Genomic DNA, 14,242 nt, shown 5'->3' with positions numbered 1-14,242 from the left:
GTGAAGGTCGGGCCCGTGGCATCGGTGCCGGCGAGCGTCGCGGGGGTGGGCGCATGACGCGCGTGGCCGCGATTGACTGTGGTACGAACTCCGTCCGTCTCCTCATCGCCGACATCTCCGGAAACGAGCTGTCCGAGGTCGAGCGGCGCATGGAGATCGTCCGCCTCGGCCAGGATGTCGACAGGACCGGGCTGCTCGCACCCGAGGCCCTGGAACGCACGTTCACCGCGATGCGCGGCTACGCCAAGCTGATCAGGGAGCACGGCGCCTCACGGGTGCGCGTGGTCGCCACCAGCGCCACCCGCGACGCTGCGAACCGCGCCGACTTCGTCCACGGAGTCCGGGAGATCTTCGGTGTCGAGCCAGAGGTGATCACCGGGTCCGAGGAGGCGCACCTTTCGTTCCTGGGTGCCACCACGGGGCTCACCGGTGTGGAGACCCCCGTCGTGGTCGTCGACATCGGCGGCGGGTCCACCGAGTTCGTGCTCGGCTCCACCGACGTCGAGAGCGCGATCTCCGTCGACATCGGCTGCGTGCGCCTGACCGAGCGCCACCTGTCGTCCGGCGCGACCTCGGACACCGTGGCGGCGGCCGCCGCCGACATCGAGGCCGCGCTCGACCGGGTGTCCGCCGAAGTGCCGGTGGCACGGGCGCGCACCATCATCGGCCTGGCGGGATCGGTCACCACGGTCGCCGGAATCGCCCTCGACCTGCCCGCGTACGACCCGGAGCGGATCCACGGCGCAAGGATCCCGTCCGCGCAGGTGCACCAGGTATCCCAGCGGCTGATCGCCATGACCCACGACGAGCGGGCCGCGATCCCTGTCATGCACCCCGGCCGGGTGGACGTCATCGGCGCCGGAGCGCTCATCCTCGACCGCATCCTCAGCCGGTACGGCTTCGCCGAAGTGGTCGTCAGCGAACACGACATCCTCGACGGCATCGCGCACAGCCTGTCGCCCGGTGGCGAGCTGTAGAACGTCCCGGGCACTGGCTCCGGCCTGGCACGATCGATGGTATGAGTTTCGTTCCCCCTGGTAGCGGATGGCCCGAGGATCCCGCGGAGCCGGGCACTCCTGTGGCGCACACCCCCGTCGAGGTCCGCGATCTCGCCCGGTCGAGCCGCACTCTCGCCGAGCTGACCGCCCGGCAGTCGGTGTGCCGGGCGTGCCCGCGTCTGGTGGAGTGGCGCGAGGAGGTCGCGGACGTCAAGCGGCGCTCGTTCATGGACCAGACGTACTGGGGCAGGCCCATCGCGGGCTGGGGTGAGGAAAAACCGCGCGTTCTTATCGTGGGGCTGGCCCCGGCGGCCCACGGGGGCAACCGTACCGGCCGGGTTTTCACGGGCGATCGTAGCGGTGACTGGCTGTTCGCGTCGCTGTACCGCACCGGGCTGGCGGCCCTTCCGACCAGCACGCACGCGGGTGACGGCCAGCGGTTGCTCGGCGCGCGCATGGTCGCGGCCGTGCGGTGCGCGCCGCCGGCGAACAAGCCGACCATCGAGGAGCGCGCCACCTGTTTCCCCTGGCTGGCCAGGGAGCTGGAGTTGGTCGCCGATCCTGTCCGCGTCATCGTCGCGCTGGGAGGGTACGCCTGGCAGGCGATCTGGCCGGCGCTGCGCGGGGCGGGGTACACGCTGCCGAAGAGCAGACCGCGCTTCGGCCACGGGGCCGAGGCAGAGATCTCGTACGGCTCGGCACCGGTCCGGCTGCTGGGCTGTTATCACCCGAGCCAGCAGAACACGTTCACCGGCAGGGTGACCGAGCCGATGCTCGACGCGATCTTCACGCGTGCGGTGGAGCTGGCCGGTTGAACCCGGCAAGCCGTCGAGTGAAGTCCGTCACTAGACGAAAGTTTCATGAAAATTTCCCGCGAAATCCACCCCCAAGATGAACAAAACCGGAAATAAGGTCATAGTTGCCAGTTGGAGGATTGGCGCTGATACCCTCTCGTGACGTACCCTTGTGAATGGTTTCACAAGCGACCATGCCACGAAGGGGCACCCAGGTGAACCAGCAGGCCAAGCACATCCTCATCGTCGGCGGAGGGTACGTCGGTCTCTACACGGGGCTGCGGCTCCAGCGCTCCCTGCGCCGCGAGCTGAAGTCCGGAAGTGTCCGGATCACGGTCATCGACCCGCAGTCCTACATGACCTACCAGCCCTTCCTCCCTGAGGCCGCGGCGGGCAACCTTTCCCCGCGCCACGTCGTCACGCCGCTGCGCCGGGTGCTGTCCAAGGTCCGGATCCTCAACGGCAAGGTCACCAAGGTCCATCACGCCAACAAGTCCGTGACGTTCCAGCCGGCCTCCGGCCCGAGCGAGGAGATCGCGTACGACGTCGTCGTCATGGCGGCCGGCTCCATATCGCGCACGCTGCCCATCCCGGGGCTCGCGGACGCCGCGATCGGGTTCAAGACGGTCGGTGAGGCCATCGCGCTCCGCAACCGCGTTCTCGCCCTCTTCGACCGGGCGGACTCCACCGACGACGAGCAGGTGCGCAGGCGGGCGCTCAACTTCGTCGTGGTCGGCGCCGGTTTCGCCGGCGTCGAGGCCCTGGCCGAACTGGAGGACATGGGCCGGGACGCGGTGAAGTACTACGACACCCTCGATGAGAAGGACCTTCGCTGGGTGCTCGTCGAGGCCAGCGACCGCATCCTTCCCGAGGTCGGCCCCGAGATGGGCAAGTGGACCCTGGATGAGCTGCGCAAGCGGGGCATCGAGGTCAAGATGCAGACCCTTCTGAAGTCCTGCGAAGGTGGCCACGTGGTCCTCTCGGACGGCGACACCTTCGAGTCGGCCACGATCGTGTGGACGGCCGGGGTCAAGGCCAGTCCCGTGGTCAACGCGGGTGACCTGCCCCTCGACGAGCGCGGCCGGATCAAGACGTCCACGAAGCTCACCGTCGTCGGCGTCACGGGCGCCTTCTCGGCCGGTGACGTGGCGGGCGTTCCCGACGTGACCAACCCGGGCCAGTACTGCGCGCCCAACGCGCAGCACGCCGTGAGGCAGGCCAAGGTGCTCGCCGACAACATCGTGCGTCACCTGCAGGGACGTCCCCTGGTCGAGTACCGGCACAAGTACGCGGGGTCGGTCGCGGGGCTCGGCCTCCACAAGGGCGTGGCCAACGTCTACGGCGTCAAGCTTCACGGATTCCCTGCGTGGTTCATGCACCGCACCTACCATCTGTCCCGGGTGCCTACGTTGAACCGCAAGGTTCGCGTGGTGGCCGACTGGACGCTCGCCCTGTTCTTCAAGCGGGAGACCGTCTCACTCGGTGAGATCGAGTCCCCCCGTGACGAGTTCAAGGCGGCGGCCGCCACAGGCTGATGGGTTAGGTACGGCTCGCGCCGCAATGCTTGGGCGCGGGCCGTACTGTTCTCTTAAGGCCTAACAGGGGTGACGTGGTGAATTTGGGCTACTTGAGCGGTCTGTTGTTCATTGCCCGAGTCACGGGGGCGCGTGACGTATACCGTTATCTTGCGTACTACGGAAGGAAGAGCAGAGACGTGGGCTCTGACCCGTTACGCAAGTGTGGTCCGTTACGTATGATTACGGCGCCCCCGTAGCCCAATGGCAGAGGCAAACCCCTTAAAAGGGTTCCAGTGTGGGTTCGAGTCCCACCGGGGGCACCTCTGCCGACTATATGAAACGGCCCCGCTGGCAGTAACGCACTCGCACACCTATATCCTTGTCGGTTCGCCTCCGGTCGCGAACGTTTATCGCTACGGTCCCGATCGGGTCAAGCACCGGGGTCGCTTCACCGCTTACGCGAATCGTTACCATTCCGTGCCACTTTCCCATCAAGGCCTAACCGGCTTCTTCCCTCATCGGTCCCGCGTGGCCGTCTCGGCGTACGAGGCGAGCATGGATGCCGTGTCGTGGTCCGCCGGCAGGAAGGCCTCCAGCTTCAGCTCCGCCAGCGTGACGTCCACGGCGGTGGCGAAGGTCGTGGCCACCATTCACGGGCGGCCGGCGGAGACCTTCTGAACCGGCCCTGTGGCCGGTAAAGGGGCCGTGGCAGTATCCGCCTCCACGCCCCGAAGGAAAGGGTTTACTTCTGGACACGGATGGAAAAAACCCTCCGGCGCCGGGTTATCGGGCAGGACGGAACCCGCCTCCCCCGATGGCCGGTCACGCCGCGCGGCACGTCGCAGGGGCGTCACCGCCTCCACAGGCCTCCCGGCAGGGATGATCCAAACGCGATCTGAGGGCGGAACTCGGACGCGTGCCTGGTCGTTGTATCCGTTGCCGCTGGATCTCGGTGTGCCGGGGTCTCACGGTGAAATACGGCAGGGCCATCCTGACCGCCAGAACAGATGTAAAGCTATGTGCTACAGGCGGCACTCCCTGTGAGGCTCGACCGAACAGGCTGATCGCAGGTCGCAGTGGAGGCAGTGATGCAGAGCAGGAACCCGGTCCTGAACAAACTGGGGCAGAACAATCGTCAGACCTGGGGCGGTCCGGCGGCCAGCCCCGAGTACTTGCAGAACATGTACAACGCCCCGTCGTACGCTCCGCCCACCGCGACGCGGCCGATGACGATCGACGATGTCGTCGTACGCGGGTTCATCACGCTCGGCACCCTCGTGGTGACCGCGGCTCTGGCGTGGTACTTGAACCTCGGCATGGCCATCGCCGTCCCCGCGGTGATCGTCGGCCTGGTGCTCGGCCTGATCGTCTCGTTCCGGCAGAGCACGAACCCCGCGCTGATCCTCGGCTACTCCGTGGCGTACGGCCTCGCCATCGGCGTGATCAGCAAGATGTACAACGACGTGTACTCCGGCATCGTCTTCCAGGCCGTCCTCGGCACGATGGTGGCGTTCGCGGGCGTGCTCTCGGTATACGCGCTGAAGATCTTCCGGCCGACGCCGAAGTTCACCAAGTTCGTCGTCGCCGCCGGCTTCGCCGCGGTCGGGCTGATGCTCCTCAACTGGATAGTCAGCATCTTCACCTCCGGCGGTCTCGGCCTGCGCAGCGACAGCCCCATGGGCTGGATCTTCAGCGTGGCGATGATCCTGCTCGGCTGCTTCTTCCTGCTGCTCGACTTCGACGCGGTGGAGAAGGGCGTGCGTGCCGGCGTCCCCGAGAAGTACTCCTGGCTGATGGCCTTCGGCCTCACAGTGAGCCTCGTCTGGCTCTACCTGGAGATCCTCCGGTTCATCAGCTACTTCTTCAACAACGACTAGATCCTCGGCAGGAGAACGCCGGATTTCGGTCCGCCGTTTCACTGTGGCATGGCCGTGGACCCGTTGGGTAAGCCCACACACAGCGACTAATGATCTACCTCGTGTAAGAGAAGGCTGGCCATTCAGGGCTTGCCATCACGGGGCTGGTGATGCAGTGTCAAGCAAAAGAGGCTTCACTCATGGAGGTGCCCATGTCGTTGAACCACTCACCGGAGACGCAGAACAAGCTGATTGCCAGGGTTCCGGACATCACCGGACGCGCACTCCCAGAGTGGTTCCAAGCCATCGACAACGGCCCGGCTTTCCTACGGTGCGACGAACGAGCCAACTGGCTCGCCGACGAGCACGGGCTGACCCACGGCTACGCCGCGGCGATCGTGATCGAGCACGAGCGGCAGCGCCGTTCCCGCATGGGCTTCATGTAAGCCCTGCACGTCCTAGCGCGCCCACGTCATCCAGGATGACGTGGGCGCGATCCTGTTGCCACGACATGGACCATGGAGATATGGATCTCGACAAGGCTCGTGAGTTCATCAGGAACAACCACCGCGCGGTGATGCTGACCTGGCATCCCAGCGGCCGCCCGCAGACCACGCCGGTGGGCGTCGGCATTGACGCTGACGGCCGCCCCCTCATCAGCACGAGTGAGACCGCGGTCAAGACCCGCAACCTTCGCGCCAACCCCAACCTCACGCTGTGCGTGACCACCGACGCCTTCATCGGCGAGTGGATCCAGATCGACGGAACCGCAGACATCCTGTCCGTCCCCGAGGCCGTAGAGCCCCTGGTCGACTACTACCGGAGCATCTCCGGCGAGCACCCCGACTGGGATGACTACCGCGCGGCCATGGTCCGGGACCGGCGCGTCCTCATCCGTGTCGACATCACCCGCGCCGGTCCCAACGCCCACGGCTAGTTCAGGCGCTCGAGCACCATGGCCATGCCCTGGCCGCCGCCGACGCACATCGTCTCCAGGCCGATCGCCTTGTCGTGGAAGCGCAGGCCGTTGATCAGCGTGGAGGTGATCCGGGCACCCGTCATGCCGAACGGGTGCCCGACGGCGATGGCGCCACCGTTGACGTTGAGCCGGTCGAGGTCGATGCCGAGCTCCTGGTACGAGGGGATGACCTGGGCGGCGAACGCCTCGTTGATCTCGACGAGGTCGACGTCGCCGATCGACATGCCGGCCCGGCGAAGCGCCTGACGGGACGCCTCCACCGGTCCGAGGCCCATGATCTCGGGGGACAGGCCGGTGACGCCGGTCGACACGATGCGGGCCAGCGGCGTGATGCCCAGCTCGGCCGCCTTCACGTCGCTCATCACGATCACCGCGGCGCCGCCGTCGTTCAGCGGGCAGCAGTTGCCGGCCGTGACCGTGCCGTCGGGCCGGAAGACCGGCTTGAGCTGGGAGACGGCCTCGTAGGTGGTGCCGGGCCTCGGCCCGTCGTCCTTGCTGACCACGGTGCCGTCCGGCAGGGTCACCGGCGTGATGTCCTGCTCCCAGAAGCCGTTGGCCAGGGCTTTCTCCGCGAGGTTCTGCGAGCGGACGCCGAACTCGTCCTGCTCCCTGCGGCTGACGCCCCTGATTCCGGCGACGTTCTCGGCGGTCTGGCCCATGGCGATGTAGACGTCGGGCAGCTGTCCCTCCTGGCGCGGGTCGTGCCACTCGGGGCCGCCGCCCTGGGCGCCCGCGTCGGTGCGGGTCTTGGCGTCCAGGAACAGAGGATTGGTGGTCTCGGGCAGCGAGTCGGAGCTGCCCTTGACGAAGCGGGAGACGGTCTCGACCCCCGCGGAGATGAACACGTCGCCCTCGCCGGCCTTGATGGCGTGGAACGCCATGCGGGTGGTCTGCAGCGACGAGGAGCAATAGCGGGTGACCGTGGTGCCGGGAACGCCGTCGAGGCCGAGCAGCACCGAGACCACGCGGGCCATGTTGAAGCCCTGCTCGCCGCCCGGCAGGCCGCAGCCCAGCATCAGGTCGTCGACGTCGTTGGGATCGAGCTGAGGGACCTTGTCCAGCGCGGCCTTGATCATCTGAGCGGTCAGGTCGTCGGGACGTATGTCCTTGATCGACCCCTTGAAGGCTCGGCCGATCGGCGAACGTGCGGTCGCGACGATTACTGCCTCGGGCATTTGGCTCTCCTGGGTTCGTGGCAGGGCTCCCTCAGCGGAGGTTACCGTGCGGTAGCGCGGATGCCACGCCCCGGGGCACCAAGAAACAGAACTATGTACGGCAAGGGCGGGCAGGGCCTCGCGAACGCGTCACGAGGCCCTGCCCGACGTCGGAGCGGCGTCAGCCGTACATGCCGGGAGCGGTGCCGGTGGTGTCCCGCACGCCGTGCAGGGCGCCCTTCTCGTCACGCCAGAGGCGCCAGCCGTCCTGGCTGCCGGTGAACCACGCGGGCGGGACGCCCGGAGCGCCGGGCACGCGCTTGCCGGTCGCCAGGTCGAACTCGCACAGGGAGGCCACCGAGTAGAAGCCCTGGGGCTGCCCGGCCAGCGGCAGCGGCTTCGGGTCGGTGACGCAGAACGACCAGCCGCGCTGGTCCTTCACCGGGGCGGCCCGCCCGGAGGGCAGGTCGAACGCGGAGCCGGAGCCGTTGGGTTTGAGGAAGTCGAGCCTGCCCATGTCCTTGGGGAAGGCGAGCCACCAGCCGGTGCCCGGCACCTGGTCGGCGGCGATCTGGCCGATCACGCGGCCGGACCCGGGGTCGAGCCGGGCGAAGCCGCCGTACTGGCCCCGCTCGTCGATGGGCCGCACCACGGGCGCGAAGCCGGGGCTCCCGCTCGGATAGACGCGTACGACCGAGGGGCGCAGCCAGTTGACCGTGCCGTTCGCGAGCTTGACCGAGAAGAGGCCGAAGGCCGAGGTCTTGTTCTTCTTCGGGTTGGTGTACGGGGCGACGTAGCCGACGAGGTTCTCCCCGGCCGTGCCGAAGGCCCAGCCGCCCGACAGGTCGATGCCGGTGCTGAGGGCCTGCTCGACCGGCAGCTGCCAGACCGGCGCCCCGGACTTCAGGTCGTGGGCCGACAGGACGGGGTGCTTGGCCATGCGGAGCATGACGACCCTGGACGGATCGGACCACTCCACCTCGCTGATGCCGGGAAGCTTCCACAGCAGCTTGCCGGTGAGCGGGTCGAGCACGACCATGCGGGCCGAGGCCAGTGCGGTGTTCTCCGACATGCACAGGTAGGGACCGCACCGCTGCGGGCCGAAGGTCGACTGGACGGGCCTAGACCACTTCCGCTGCCCGGTGCGCGCGTCACGGACGATCAGCGTCGCGTTCCACCTGCCCCGCTTGGCGGGGTCGATGGCGGCGATGACGCCCTGGCCCTGGCCGGTCTCGATCGCCGCGGGCGGCTGAACCCCCATGCCTGGCAGGCGCCCGGCGATCGTCGCGGGATGGGCCCACAGCCGTTTTCCGGCCGTCAGGTCGAGCGCGGCGGTCTCCAGCGTGCCGTCCGGCTTCAGCGAGGTCACGGCGGCCACGCCGGCGGCCACGGTGGCGCGGCTGACGGCGTTCACCTCGCCGTTGAGCCAGGTCGGATGGGTCTCCTCGATGGCCGCCTTGCTGCTGGAGCAACCAGCCAGGGCCAGGACCCCGGCAAGGGCCCCGGCAAGGGGCAGGGCCGGTTTCGCTAGAGGCCGGATCACGGGCATTCCACTCCAATGCGGACAGAGTGACGACCGCGTCGCGGAGGGTGGCCGGATTCAGGCGCTGCGAGGCATCGTCCCTGGCCGGCGGCGAAGTATCGTGGCCCACCTTCCCTGGGGGCCGGTCGCTCGGCCGGCGACGCGGGTCGCGGTGACCTCGGTGCCGGACTCCTCCGCGGCGATGGCCGCCGCGAGGTAAATCGATTGCGATCCCTCGCCACGCTCGGGTCCAGGCTCGGGCCACAACCCCAACGCAGCGCATACAGAAGGTAGCACTACGTAAGCGGACTGTTGGTAACCTCGCGCAGATGGGTGGTATCGATCAGGTCCGAACATTTCGCCCGGATATGAGGCGAATTCCGGGCCGAGGATGTCCGCGAACGCCACCGTGCGGCCGCCCTCCTCGATCACGGCGACCGTCTGCGCCGCGGCGAGCTGGCGACTCCACCGCCGCGTGACCCAGCGCAGCGGCTGGCCGATAGGCCTGATCGTGCCGAGGTCGGGGCACGTGCCCACGACGACCTCCGCGCCCGCCTCACGCAGGCGCCGCACCGCCTTCTGCAGGTGCCGCACGGCCTCGGCCGGTTTGGTCTTGGTGGTGACGTCGTTGGCGCCAACGAAGATCACGGCGATGTCGGGGCCCGTCTTGAGTGCCCGGTCGACCTGGAGGGTGAGGTCGGCCGACGCCGCGCCCGACCTGCCGAAGACGTCGAGCCGCACGGGGCGCTCGGCGATCGCGGCCAGGCCGTTGGCGAGCAGCACCGCGGGGGTGGTGGAAGGGTCGGTCATGCCGAGGCCCACGGAGGTGGAGTCGCCGAGCATGACCAGTTTGATGGGCTCCACCGGCCCGTCGCTGTTACTCGGCCACCTCCCGTAGATGCCGTCGGAAGCGGGTGCTTCCATGCCGTGCGGTTGGCCGACGATCCTTCTCGCGAGCATCGCCTCGGCCATGAGCAGGCCGTAGACGGCCGCACCGAGCGCGGTGACGCCCCCGCTGCCCAAGGCGGCCGCGGTCGCGATACGGCGGGCAGCCCGTGCGGTTCCCGGCGTCCACATCACTACAGTCGTCCTTCCTGATCTCTATACATTCGTCGTGGTTCCCGTCGTGGTTTCAGTGGTCATATGACTGGTTTGTAGCTGGATTCACGCTCTCATCACGGTGCTGAACCATATGATCGCGGCCGTTCTGATTCGCGGTGCCGCGACTCGCGGACGCCTGTCCCTTGAGGTGGTAGTCGTGACGGTACGGTGAGGAGTTGAACCCGCCGGACACCAGATCACCCATCGGATATCCGGCATCGACAAGCTGACAAAGCTTCGGCAAATGAGGTGTTATTCCCGGTGCGCGTACACGACTCGCTCATCGAGCTCATGGGCGACACCCCGCTCGTACGGCTCCGCAAGGTCACGGCCGGCGTTTCCGCGCAGGTCCTGGCGAAGGTCGAGTACTTCAACCCGGGCGGCTCGGTCAAGGACCGCATCGCGCTGCGCATGGTGGAGGCGGCCGAGCGCTCCGGTGAGCTGCGTCCCGGCGGCACGATCGTGGAGCCCACATCCGGCAACACGGGCATCGGGCTGGCGATCGTGGCCCAGGACAGGGGTTACCGCTGCCTGTTCGTCGTGCCCGACAAGGTGGCCCAGGACAAGATCTCCGTGCTGCGCGCGTACGGCGCCGAGGTGGTCGTGTGCCCGACCGCGGTCTCGCCCGATCACCCGGAGTCCTACTACTCGGTCTCCGACCGGCTGGCGCGCGAGATCCCGAACGCCTGGAAGCCCGATCAGTACTCCAACCCGGAGAACCCCGCCAGCCACTACCAGTCGACGGGGCCGGAGATCTGGGACCAGACCGACGGGCGGATCACCCACTTCGTCGCGGGGGTGGGCACCGGCGGCACGATCAGCGGCACCGGCCGCTACCTCAAGGACGTCTCCGGGGGCCGCGTCCAGGTCATCGGCGCCGACCCGGAGGGCTCGGTCTACTCCGGCGGCTCCGGGCGGCCGTATCTGGTCGAGGGCGTCGGCGAGGACATCTGGCCCGCCACGTACGACACCACGGTCGCCGACCGGATCATCGCGGTCTCCGACAAGGACTCCTTCGGGATGACCCGTCGCCTGGCGCGCGAGGAGGCCCTGCTCGTCGGGGGCTCCTGCGGCATGGCGGTCGTGGCGGCGCTGAAGGTGGCGGCCGAGGCCGGGCCCGACGCCATCGTGGTCGTCCTGCTGCCGGACGGCGGGCGTGGCTACCTGTCCAAGATCTTCAACGACGACTGGATGGCCGACTACGGCTTCCTGACCTCCTCCAGCGAGGAGGGGCTGGTCGGCGACGTGCTCGGCCGCAAGTCGCCCGGCCTTCCCGAGTTCGTGCACACCCACCCGCACGAGTCGGTGAGCACGGCCATCGCGATCATGCGCGAGTACAGCGTGTCGCAGCTCCCCGTCATGAAGGAGGAGCCCCCGGTCATGGCGGCCGAGGTGGTCGGCTCGATCGTCGAGCGCGACCTGCTGGAAGCCCTTTACCGCGGCAAGGTGCGCGGAGGCGACCCCATCGAGGAGCACATGTCGGCGCCGCTCCCCATGATCGGCTCGGGCGAGCCCGTCTCGGTGGCCATCGAGGCACTGGAGAAGGCCGACGCCACGGTCGTCCTCGACGACGGCAAGCCGATCGGCCTGATCACCAGGCAGGACCTGCTCGCCTTCCTCGCGAGCACGGCGAGCGCTTAGAACGACACAGCCTCGCGAGCGCGTAGAGGACACAGCGCTTAAGAACACACAGCCTGTGGACAACTTGTGAAGATCTGAGGCCGGGTGCGGAGCCGGAAGGCGTGGCACCCGGGTTCAGAGGCGGGCCGGCTCGTAGTCGGCGGGAAACCAGGCGCGGACCTCCCACGCCCCTTCCGGGGTGGGGCCCGCGACCAGGTCGCCGCCGAGGGCCTTGACCCGCTCGGACATCCCCACCAGCCCGAACCCGCCGCCCAGCCTGGCGACGCGCGGGTCCGAAGGCGATCTGTAGTTGCGCACGCGCAGCAGCACCCCTCGCTCCGCCTGCCTCAGGTCGGCCCGCACCCAGCCGGTGCCGGGCGCGTGCCGCCGTACGTTGGTCAGGGACTCTTGCAGGACGCGATGCAGGGTGGTGAGCACCTCGGGTGCCAGCGCGGACTCGCTGAGGCCCTGACCGACGTCGAACGCGACCTGGGGCCCGCCCGCCGAGAACCTCTCGACGAGCACCCACAGGTCGCTGAGCGTGGTGCCGGCGTTGCGGGACGCGTCGTCGCCGGCCCGGAGCACCCCGACCAGGCGGCGCATGGAGCCCGTCCGGCCGAAGAAGCCGGCGAACAGCGACACTCCGGCGGACATCGCCATGAGCAGGACCATGCCCTGGACGCGGAACCGGTCGCGCAGCAGATATGCCCCGATGCCGAGGAGCCCGCACAGCGGTGCGGCGAACTGCGCCTGGCCCATCGCGATCGCGATCGCCGTGTCGCCGAGAAGGAGCAGTACGAGCCAGCCGACCAGCGCTATCTCGCTGAGTCGCTGGATCCAGTACACGAGCCCATGGCTGTCCCTCACGGACATCGAGCGTAATCCGAGCGCCGCAGGACGGGGATCGGCCATTCGGACGAGCCACCAGCGGACGGACGTTCAAAGCCAGGTGCGCGTCCGGCCGGTGTACTCCCTCGTCTCGTCCTTCCGCCGTAGGCCCGAGGAGCGGTTTCGTCCTCCGGCAGGGGCGATAGCGTGGAGCCATGATTGAAGGCTTCGAGACTTTGGCCATTCACGCAGGCCAGGAGCCCGACCCGCACACCGGTGCGGTCGTGCCTCCCATCTACGCCGTGTCCACGTACAAGCAGGACGGCGTCGGCGGGCTGCGGGCCGGATATGAGTACAGCCGCTCGGCGAACCCCACCAGGAACTCGCTGGAGGAGTGCCTCGCGGCCATCGAGGGCGGGACGCGCGGGCTTGCCTTCGCGTCAGGCCTCGCCGCCGAGGACACCCTGCTCCGCACGGTGTGCAAGCCGGGCGACCACGTGATCATCCCGGACGACGCCTACGGCGGCACGTACCGGCTGTTCGCGAAGGTCCTCTCGCGGTGGGGTCTGCACTACGACCCGGTGCCGCTAGGCGACGTGGACGCGGTGCGCGCGGCCATCCGTCCCGACACCAAGGCGATCTGGGTGGAGACGCCCACCAACCCGCTGCTGGGGATCGCCGACATCGAGGCCCTCGCGTCCATCGCCCACCAGGGGGGCGCCCTGCTGCTGGTGGACAACACCTTCGCCTCGCCCTACCTCCAGCAGCCGCTGGCGCTGGGCGCCGACGTGGTGGTCCACTCCACCACCAAGTACATCGGGGGCCACTCCGACGTGGTCGGCGGGGCGCTGATCACCCGCGACCGCGACCTCGGCGACGAGCTGGCTTACCACCAGAACGCCATGGGAAGCGTCGCTGGCCCGTTCGACTCCTGGCTGACCATGCGCGGCATCAAGACGCTCGCCCTGCGCATGGAGCGCCACTGCGACAACGCCGAGCAGGTCGTCGACATGCTGCTCTCGCACCCCCGGGTCACCGAGGTGTTCTATCCGGGGCTGGCCGGTCACCCCGGCCACGAGGTGGCGGCCAAGCAGATGAGGCGGTTCGGCGGCATGGTGTCGTTCCGCGTCTCGGGCGGTGAGGCCGAGGCGCTGGAGATCTGCGACCGCACGAAGCTGTTCATCCTCGGCGAGTCGCTCGGAGGCGTCGAGTCGCTGATCGAGCACCCGGGCCGCATGACCCACGCCTCGGTCGCCGGATCGGCCCTGGAGGTGCCCTCCGACCTGATCCGCCTGTCGGTCGGCATCGAGACCGTCAGTGACCTGCTCGGCGACCTCAGGCAGGCTCTGGGCTCCTAGGGGGCCATCGGCGTGCTCAGGGGTTGAACCACACCATCAGCACCAGGATCACGAGCCAGATGAGGGCCATGACCGCCGCGAGGGTGGCGATGCGGCCGGTCTGCACCTTGGCGTCGTCTTCCGGCGTCTCGTTGGAGAGCACGCGAACGGCGGTGCTCTGGTCACGATCGATGATGACCAGCAGCACCGCCGCCACGATGAACAGCGTCATCGACACCGACAGGTATGGCTTGCTGATGTTCGCGCCGGCCAGAGCGAGGCCGAACAGGAACACGCCGAGGGTGAGGACGCCGAAGATGCGCGTGCTGCGGTGCAGGTAGCGCAGCACGCCGGCATCTCTGGCCCGGATGTATCGCGGGGTGAACATGGTGGCGGCGGTCAGCGGCCCGATCGCGAAGATCGCGAAGCCGATGTGCAGCCAGAGCAGAAGCTTGTCGAGAAACGACATGCGCTGAGGCTATCGTCTCCGTGATCGGCGGGGAACGATCCTCGGACGGCCGTACGAAATCATGAGC

General features: G+C 68.3%; 14 protein-coding genes and 1 tRNA gene. 9 read left to right on the top strand and 6 right to left on the bottom strand.

Annotated features, from left to right (window positions below; translation table 11 throughout):
* Window positions 1-53 precede the first annotated feature (53 nt).
* From AB0O34_RS05450 to AB0O34_RS05435, 4 genes are all read left to right on the top strand, one after another.
* Window positions 54-977, top strand: a complete 924-nt coding sequence (locus AB0O34_RS05450) for a Ppx/GppA phosphatase family protein (RefSeq protein WP_363912909.1) — start codon at window positions 54-56, stop codon at window positions 975-977.
* Window positions 978-1,018: 41 nt separating this feature from the next.
* Window positions 1,019-1,813: a uracil-DNA glycosylase gene (locus AB0O34_RS05445; protein WP_363912907.1), complete on the top strand. Its 795-nt coding sequence runs from the start codon at window positions 1,019-1,021 to the stop codon at window positions 1,811-1,813.
* A gap of 155 nt (window positions 1,814-1,968) precedes the next feature.
* Window positions 1,969-3,327 (top strand): NAD(P)/FAD-dependent oxidoreductase, encoded by a 1,359-nt coding sequence (locus tag AB0O34_RS05440; RefSeq protein ID WP_363912905.1) that lies wholly within the window; start codon window positions 1,969-1,971, stop codon window positions 3,325-3,327.
* Window positions 3,328-3,556: 229 nt separating this feature from the next.
* Window positions 3,557-3,629 (top strand) — tRNA-Leu (locus AB0O34_RS05435).
* 195 nt (window positions 3,630-3,824) lie between these two features.
* Here the strand turns inward: AB0O34_RS05435 and AB0O34_RS05430 are convergent.
* Window positions 3,825-3,959 (bottom strand): hypothetical protein, encoded by a 135-nt coding sequence (locus tag AB0O34_RS05430; RefSeq protein WP_363912903.1) that lies wholly within the window; start codon window positions 3,957-3,959, stop codon window positions 3,825-3,827.
* Window positions 3,960-4,397: 438 nt separating this feature from the next.
* Here AB0O34_RS05430 and AB0O34_RS05425 point away from each other — a divergent pair, with 438 nt between their 5' ends.
* The 3 genes from AB0O34_RS05425 (at window position 4,398) to AB0O34_RS05415 (ending at window position 6,102) form a co-directional block, all read left to right on the top strand.
* Complete coding sequence (locus tag AB0O34_RS05425; protein ID WP_363912901.1) at window positions 4,398-5,186, top strand: Bax inhibitor-1/YccA family protein; 789 nt, start codon at window positions 4,398-4,400, stop codon at window positions 5,184-5,186.
* A 191-nt stretch (window positions 5,187-5,377) separates the two neighbouring features.
* Window positions 5,378-5,611: a DUF4287 domain-containing protein gene (locus tag AB0O34_RS05420; RefSeq protein WP_358551373.1), complete on the top strand. Its 234-nt coding sequence runs from the start codon at window positions 5,378-5,380 to the stop codon at window positions 5,609-5,611.
* A gap of 80 nt (window positions 5,612-5,691) precedes the next feature.
* The gene (locus AB0O34_RS05415) at window positions 5,692-6,102 is read left to right on the top strand and encodes a PPOX class F420-dependent oxidoreductase (RefSeq protein WP_363912899.1); all 411 of its coding nucleotides are present in this window, start codon (window positions 5,692-5,694) and stop codon (window positions 6,100-6,102) included.
* On the opposite strand, the gene AB0O34_RS05410 is transcribed toward AB0O34_RS05415, so the two are convergent.
* The 3 genes from AB0O34_RS05410 to AB0O34_RS05400 form a co-directional block, all read right to left on the bottom strand.
* Window positions 6,099-7,319: an acetyl-CoA C-acetyltransferase gene (locus AB0O34_RS05410; protein ID WP_363912897.1), complete on the bottom strand. Its 1,221-nt coding sequence runs from the start codon at window positions 7,317-7,319 to the stop codon at window positions 6,099-6,101. The genes AB0O34_RS05415 and AB0O34_RS05410 overlap by 4 nt on opposite strands.
* A 160-nt stretch (window positions 7,320-7,479) precedes the next feature.
* Complete coding sequence (locus AB0O34_RS05405) at window positions 7,480-8,847, bottom strand: hypothetical protein (protein ID WP_363912895.1); 1,368 nt, start codon at window positions 8,845-8,847, stop codon at window positions 7,480-7,482.
* Window positions 8,848-8,898: 51 nt separating this feature from the next.
* Entirely contained in the window at window positions 8,899-9,897 is a 999-nt protein-coding gene (locus AB0O34_RS05400) for an SGNH/GDSL hydrolase family protein (RefSeq protein ID WP_363912893.1), read from the bottom strand.
* A 285-nt stretch (window positions 9,898-10,182) separates the two neighbouring features.
* Here AB0O34_RS05400 and AB0O34_RS05395 point away from each other — a divergent pair, with 285 nt between their 5' ends.
* The gene (locus tag AB0O34_RS05395; RefSeq protein ID WP_363912891.1) at window positions 10,183-11,562 is read left to right on the top strand and encodes a cystathionine beta-synthase; all 1,380 of its coding nucleotides are present in this window, start codon (window positions 10,183-10,185) and stop codon (window positions 11,560-11,562) included.
* A 114-nt stretch (window positions 11,563-11,676) separates the two neighbouring features.
* Here AB0O34_RS05395 and AB0O34_RS05390 read toward each other — a convergent pair whose 3' ends face one another.
* On the bottom strand, window positions 11,677-12,414 hold the full coding sequence (locus tag AB0O34_RS05390; RefSeq protein WP_363912889.1) for a hypothetical protein: 738 nt from the start codon (window positions 12,412-12,414) through the stop codon (window positions 11,677-11,679).
* Between the two features lie 170 nt (window positions 12,415-12,584).
* Here AB0O34_RS05390 and AB0O34_RS05385 point away from each other — a divergent pair, with 170 nt between their 5' ends.
* Window positions 12,585-13,727, top strand: a complete 1,143-nt coding sequence (locus AB0O34_RS05385) for a cystathionine gamma-synthase (RefSeq protein ID WP_363912887.1) — start codon at window positions 12,585-12,587, stop codon at window positions 13,725-13,727.
* 16 nt (window positions 13,728-13,743) lie between these two features.
* Here the strand turns inward: AB0O34_RS05385 and AB0O34_RS05380 are convergent, their stop codons facing one another.
* A complete protein-coding gene (locus tag AB0O34_RS05380) occupies window positions 13,744-14,175 on the bottom strand; it encodes a hypothetical protein (RefSeq protein ID WP_363912885.1) in 432 nt (143 codons plus the stop codon).
* Window positions 14,176-14,242 lie beyond the last annotated feature (67 nt).

Source organism: Sphaerisporangium sp. NPDC088356, assembly GCF_040685555.1.
GTDB lineage: Bacteria > Actinomycetota > Actinomycetes > Streptosporangiales > Streptosporangiaceae > Sphaerisporangium.
Note: the sequence above shows the minus strand (reverse complement) of the source record. Positions and strands in the feature narration are given on the sequence as shown.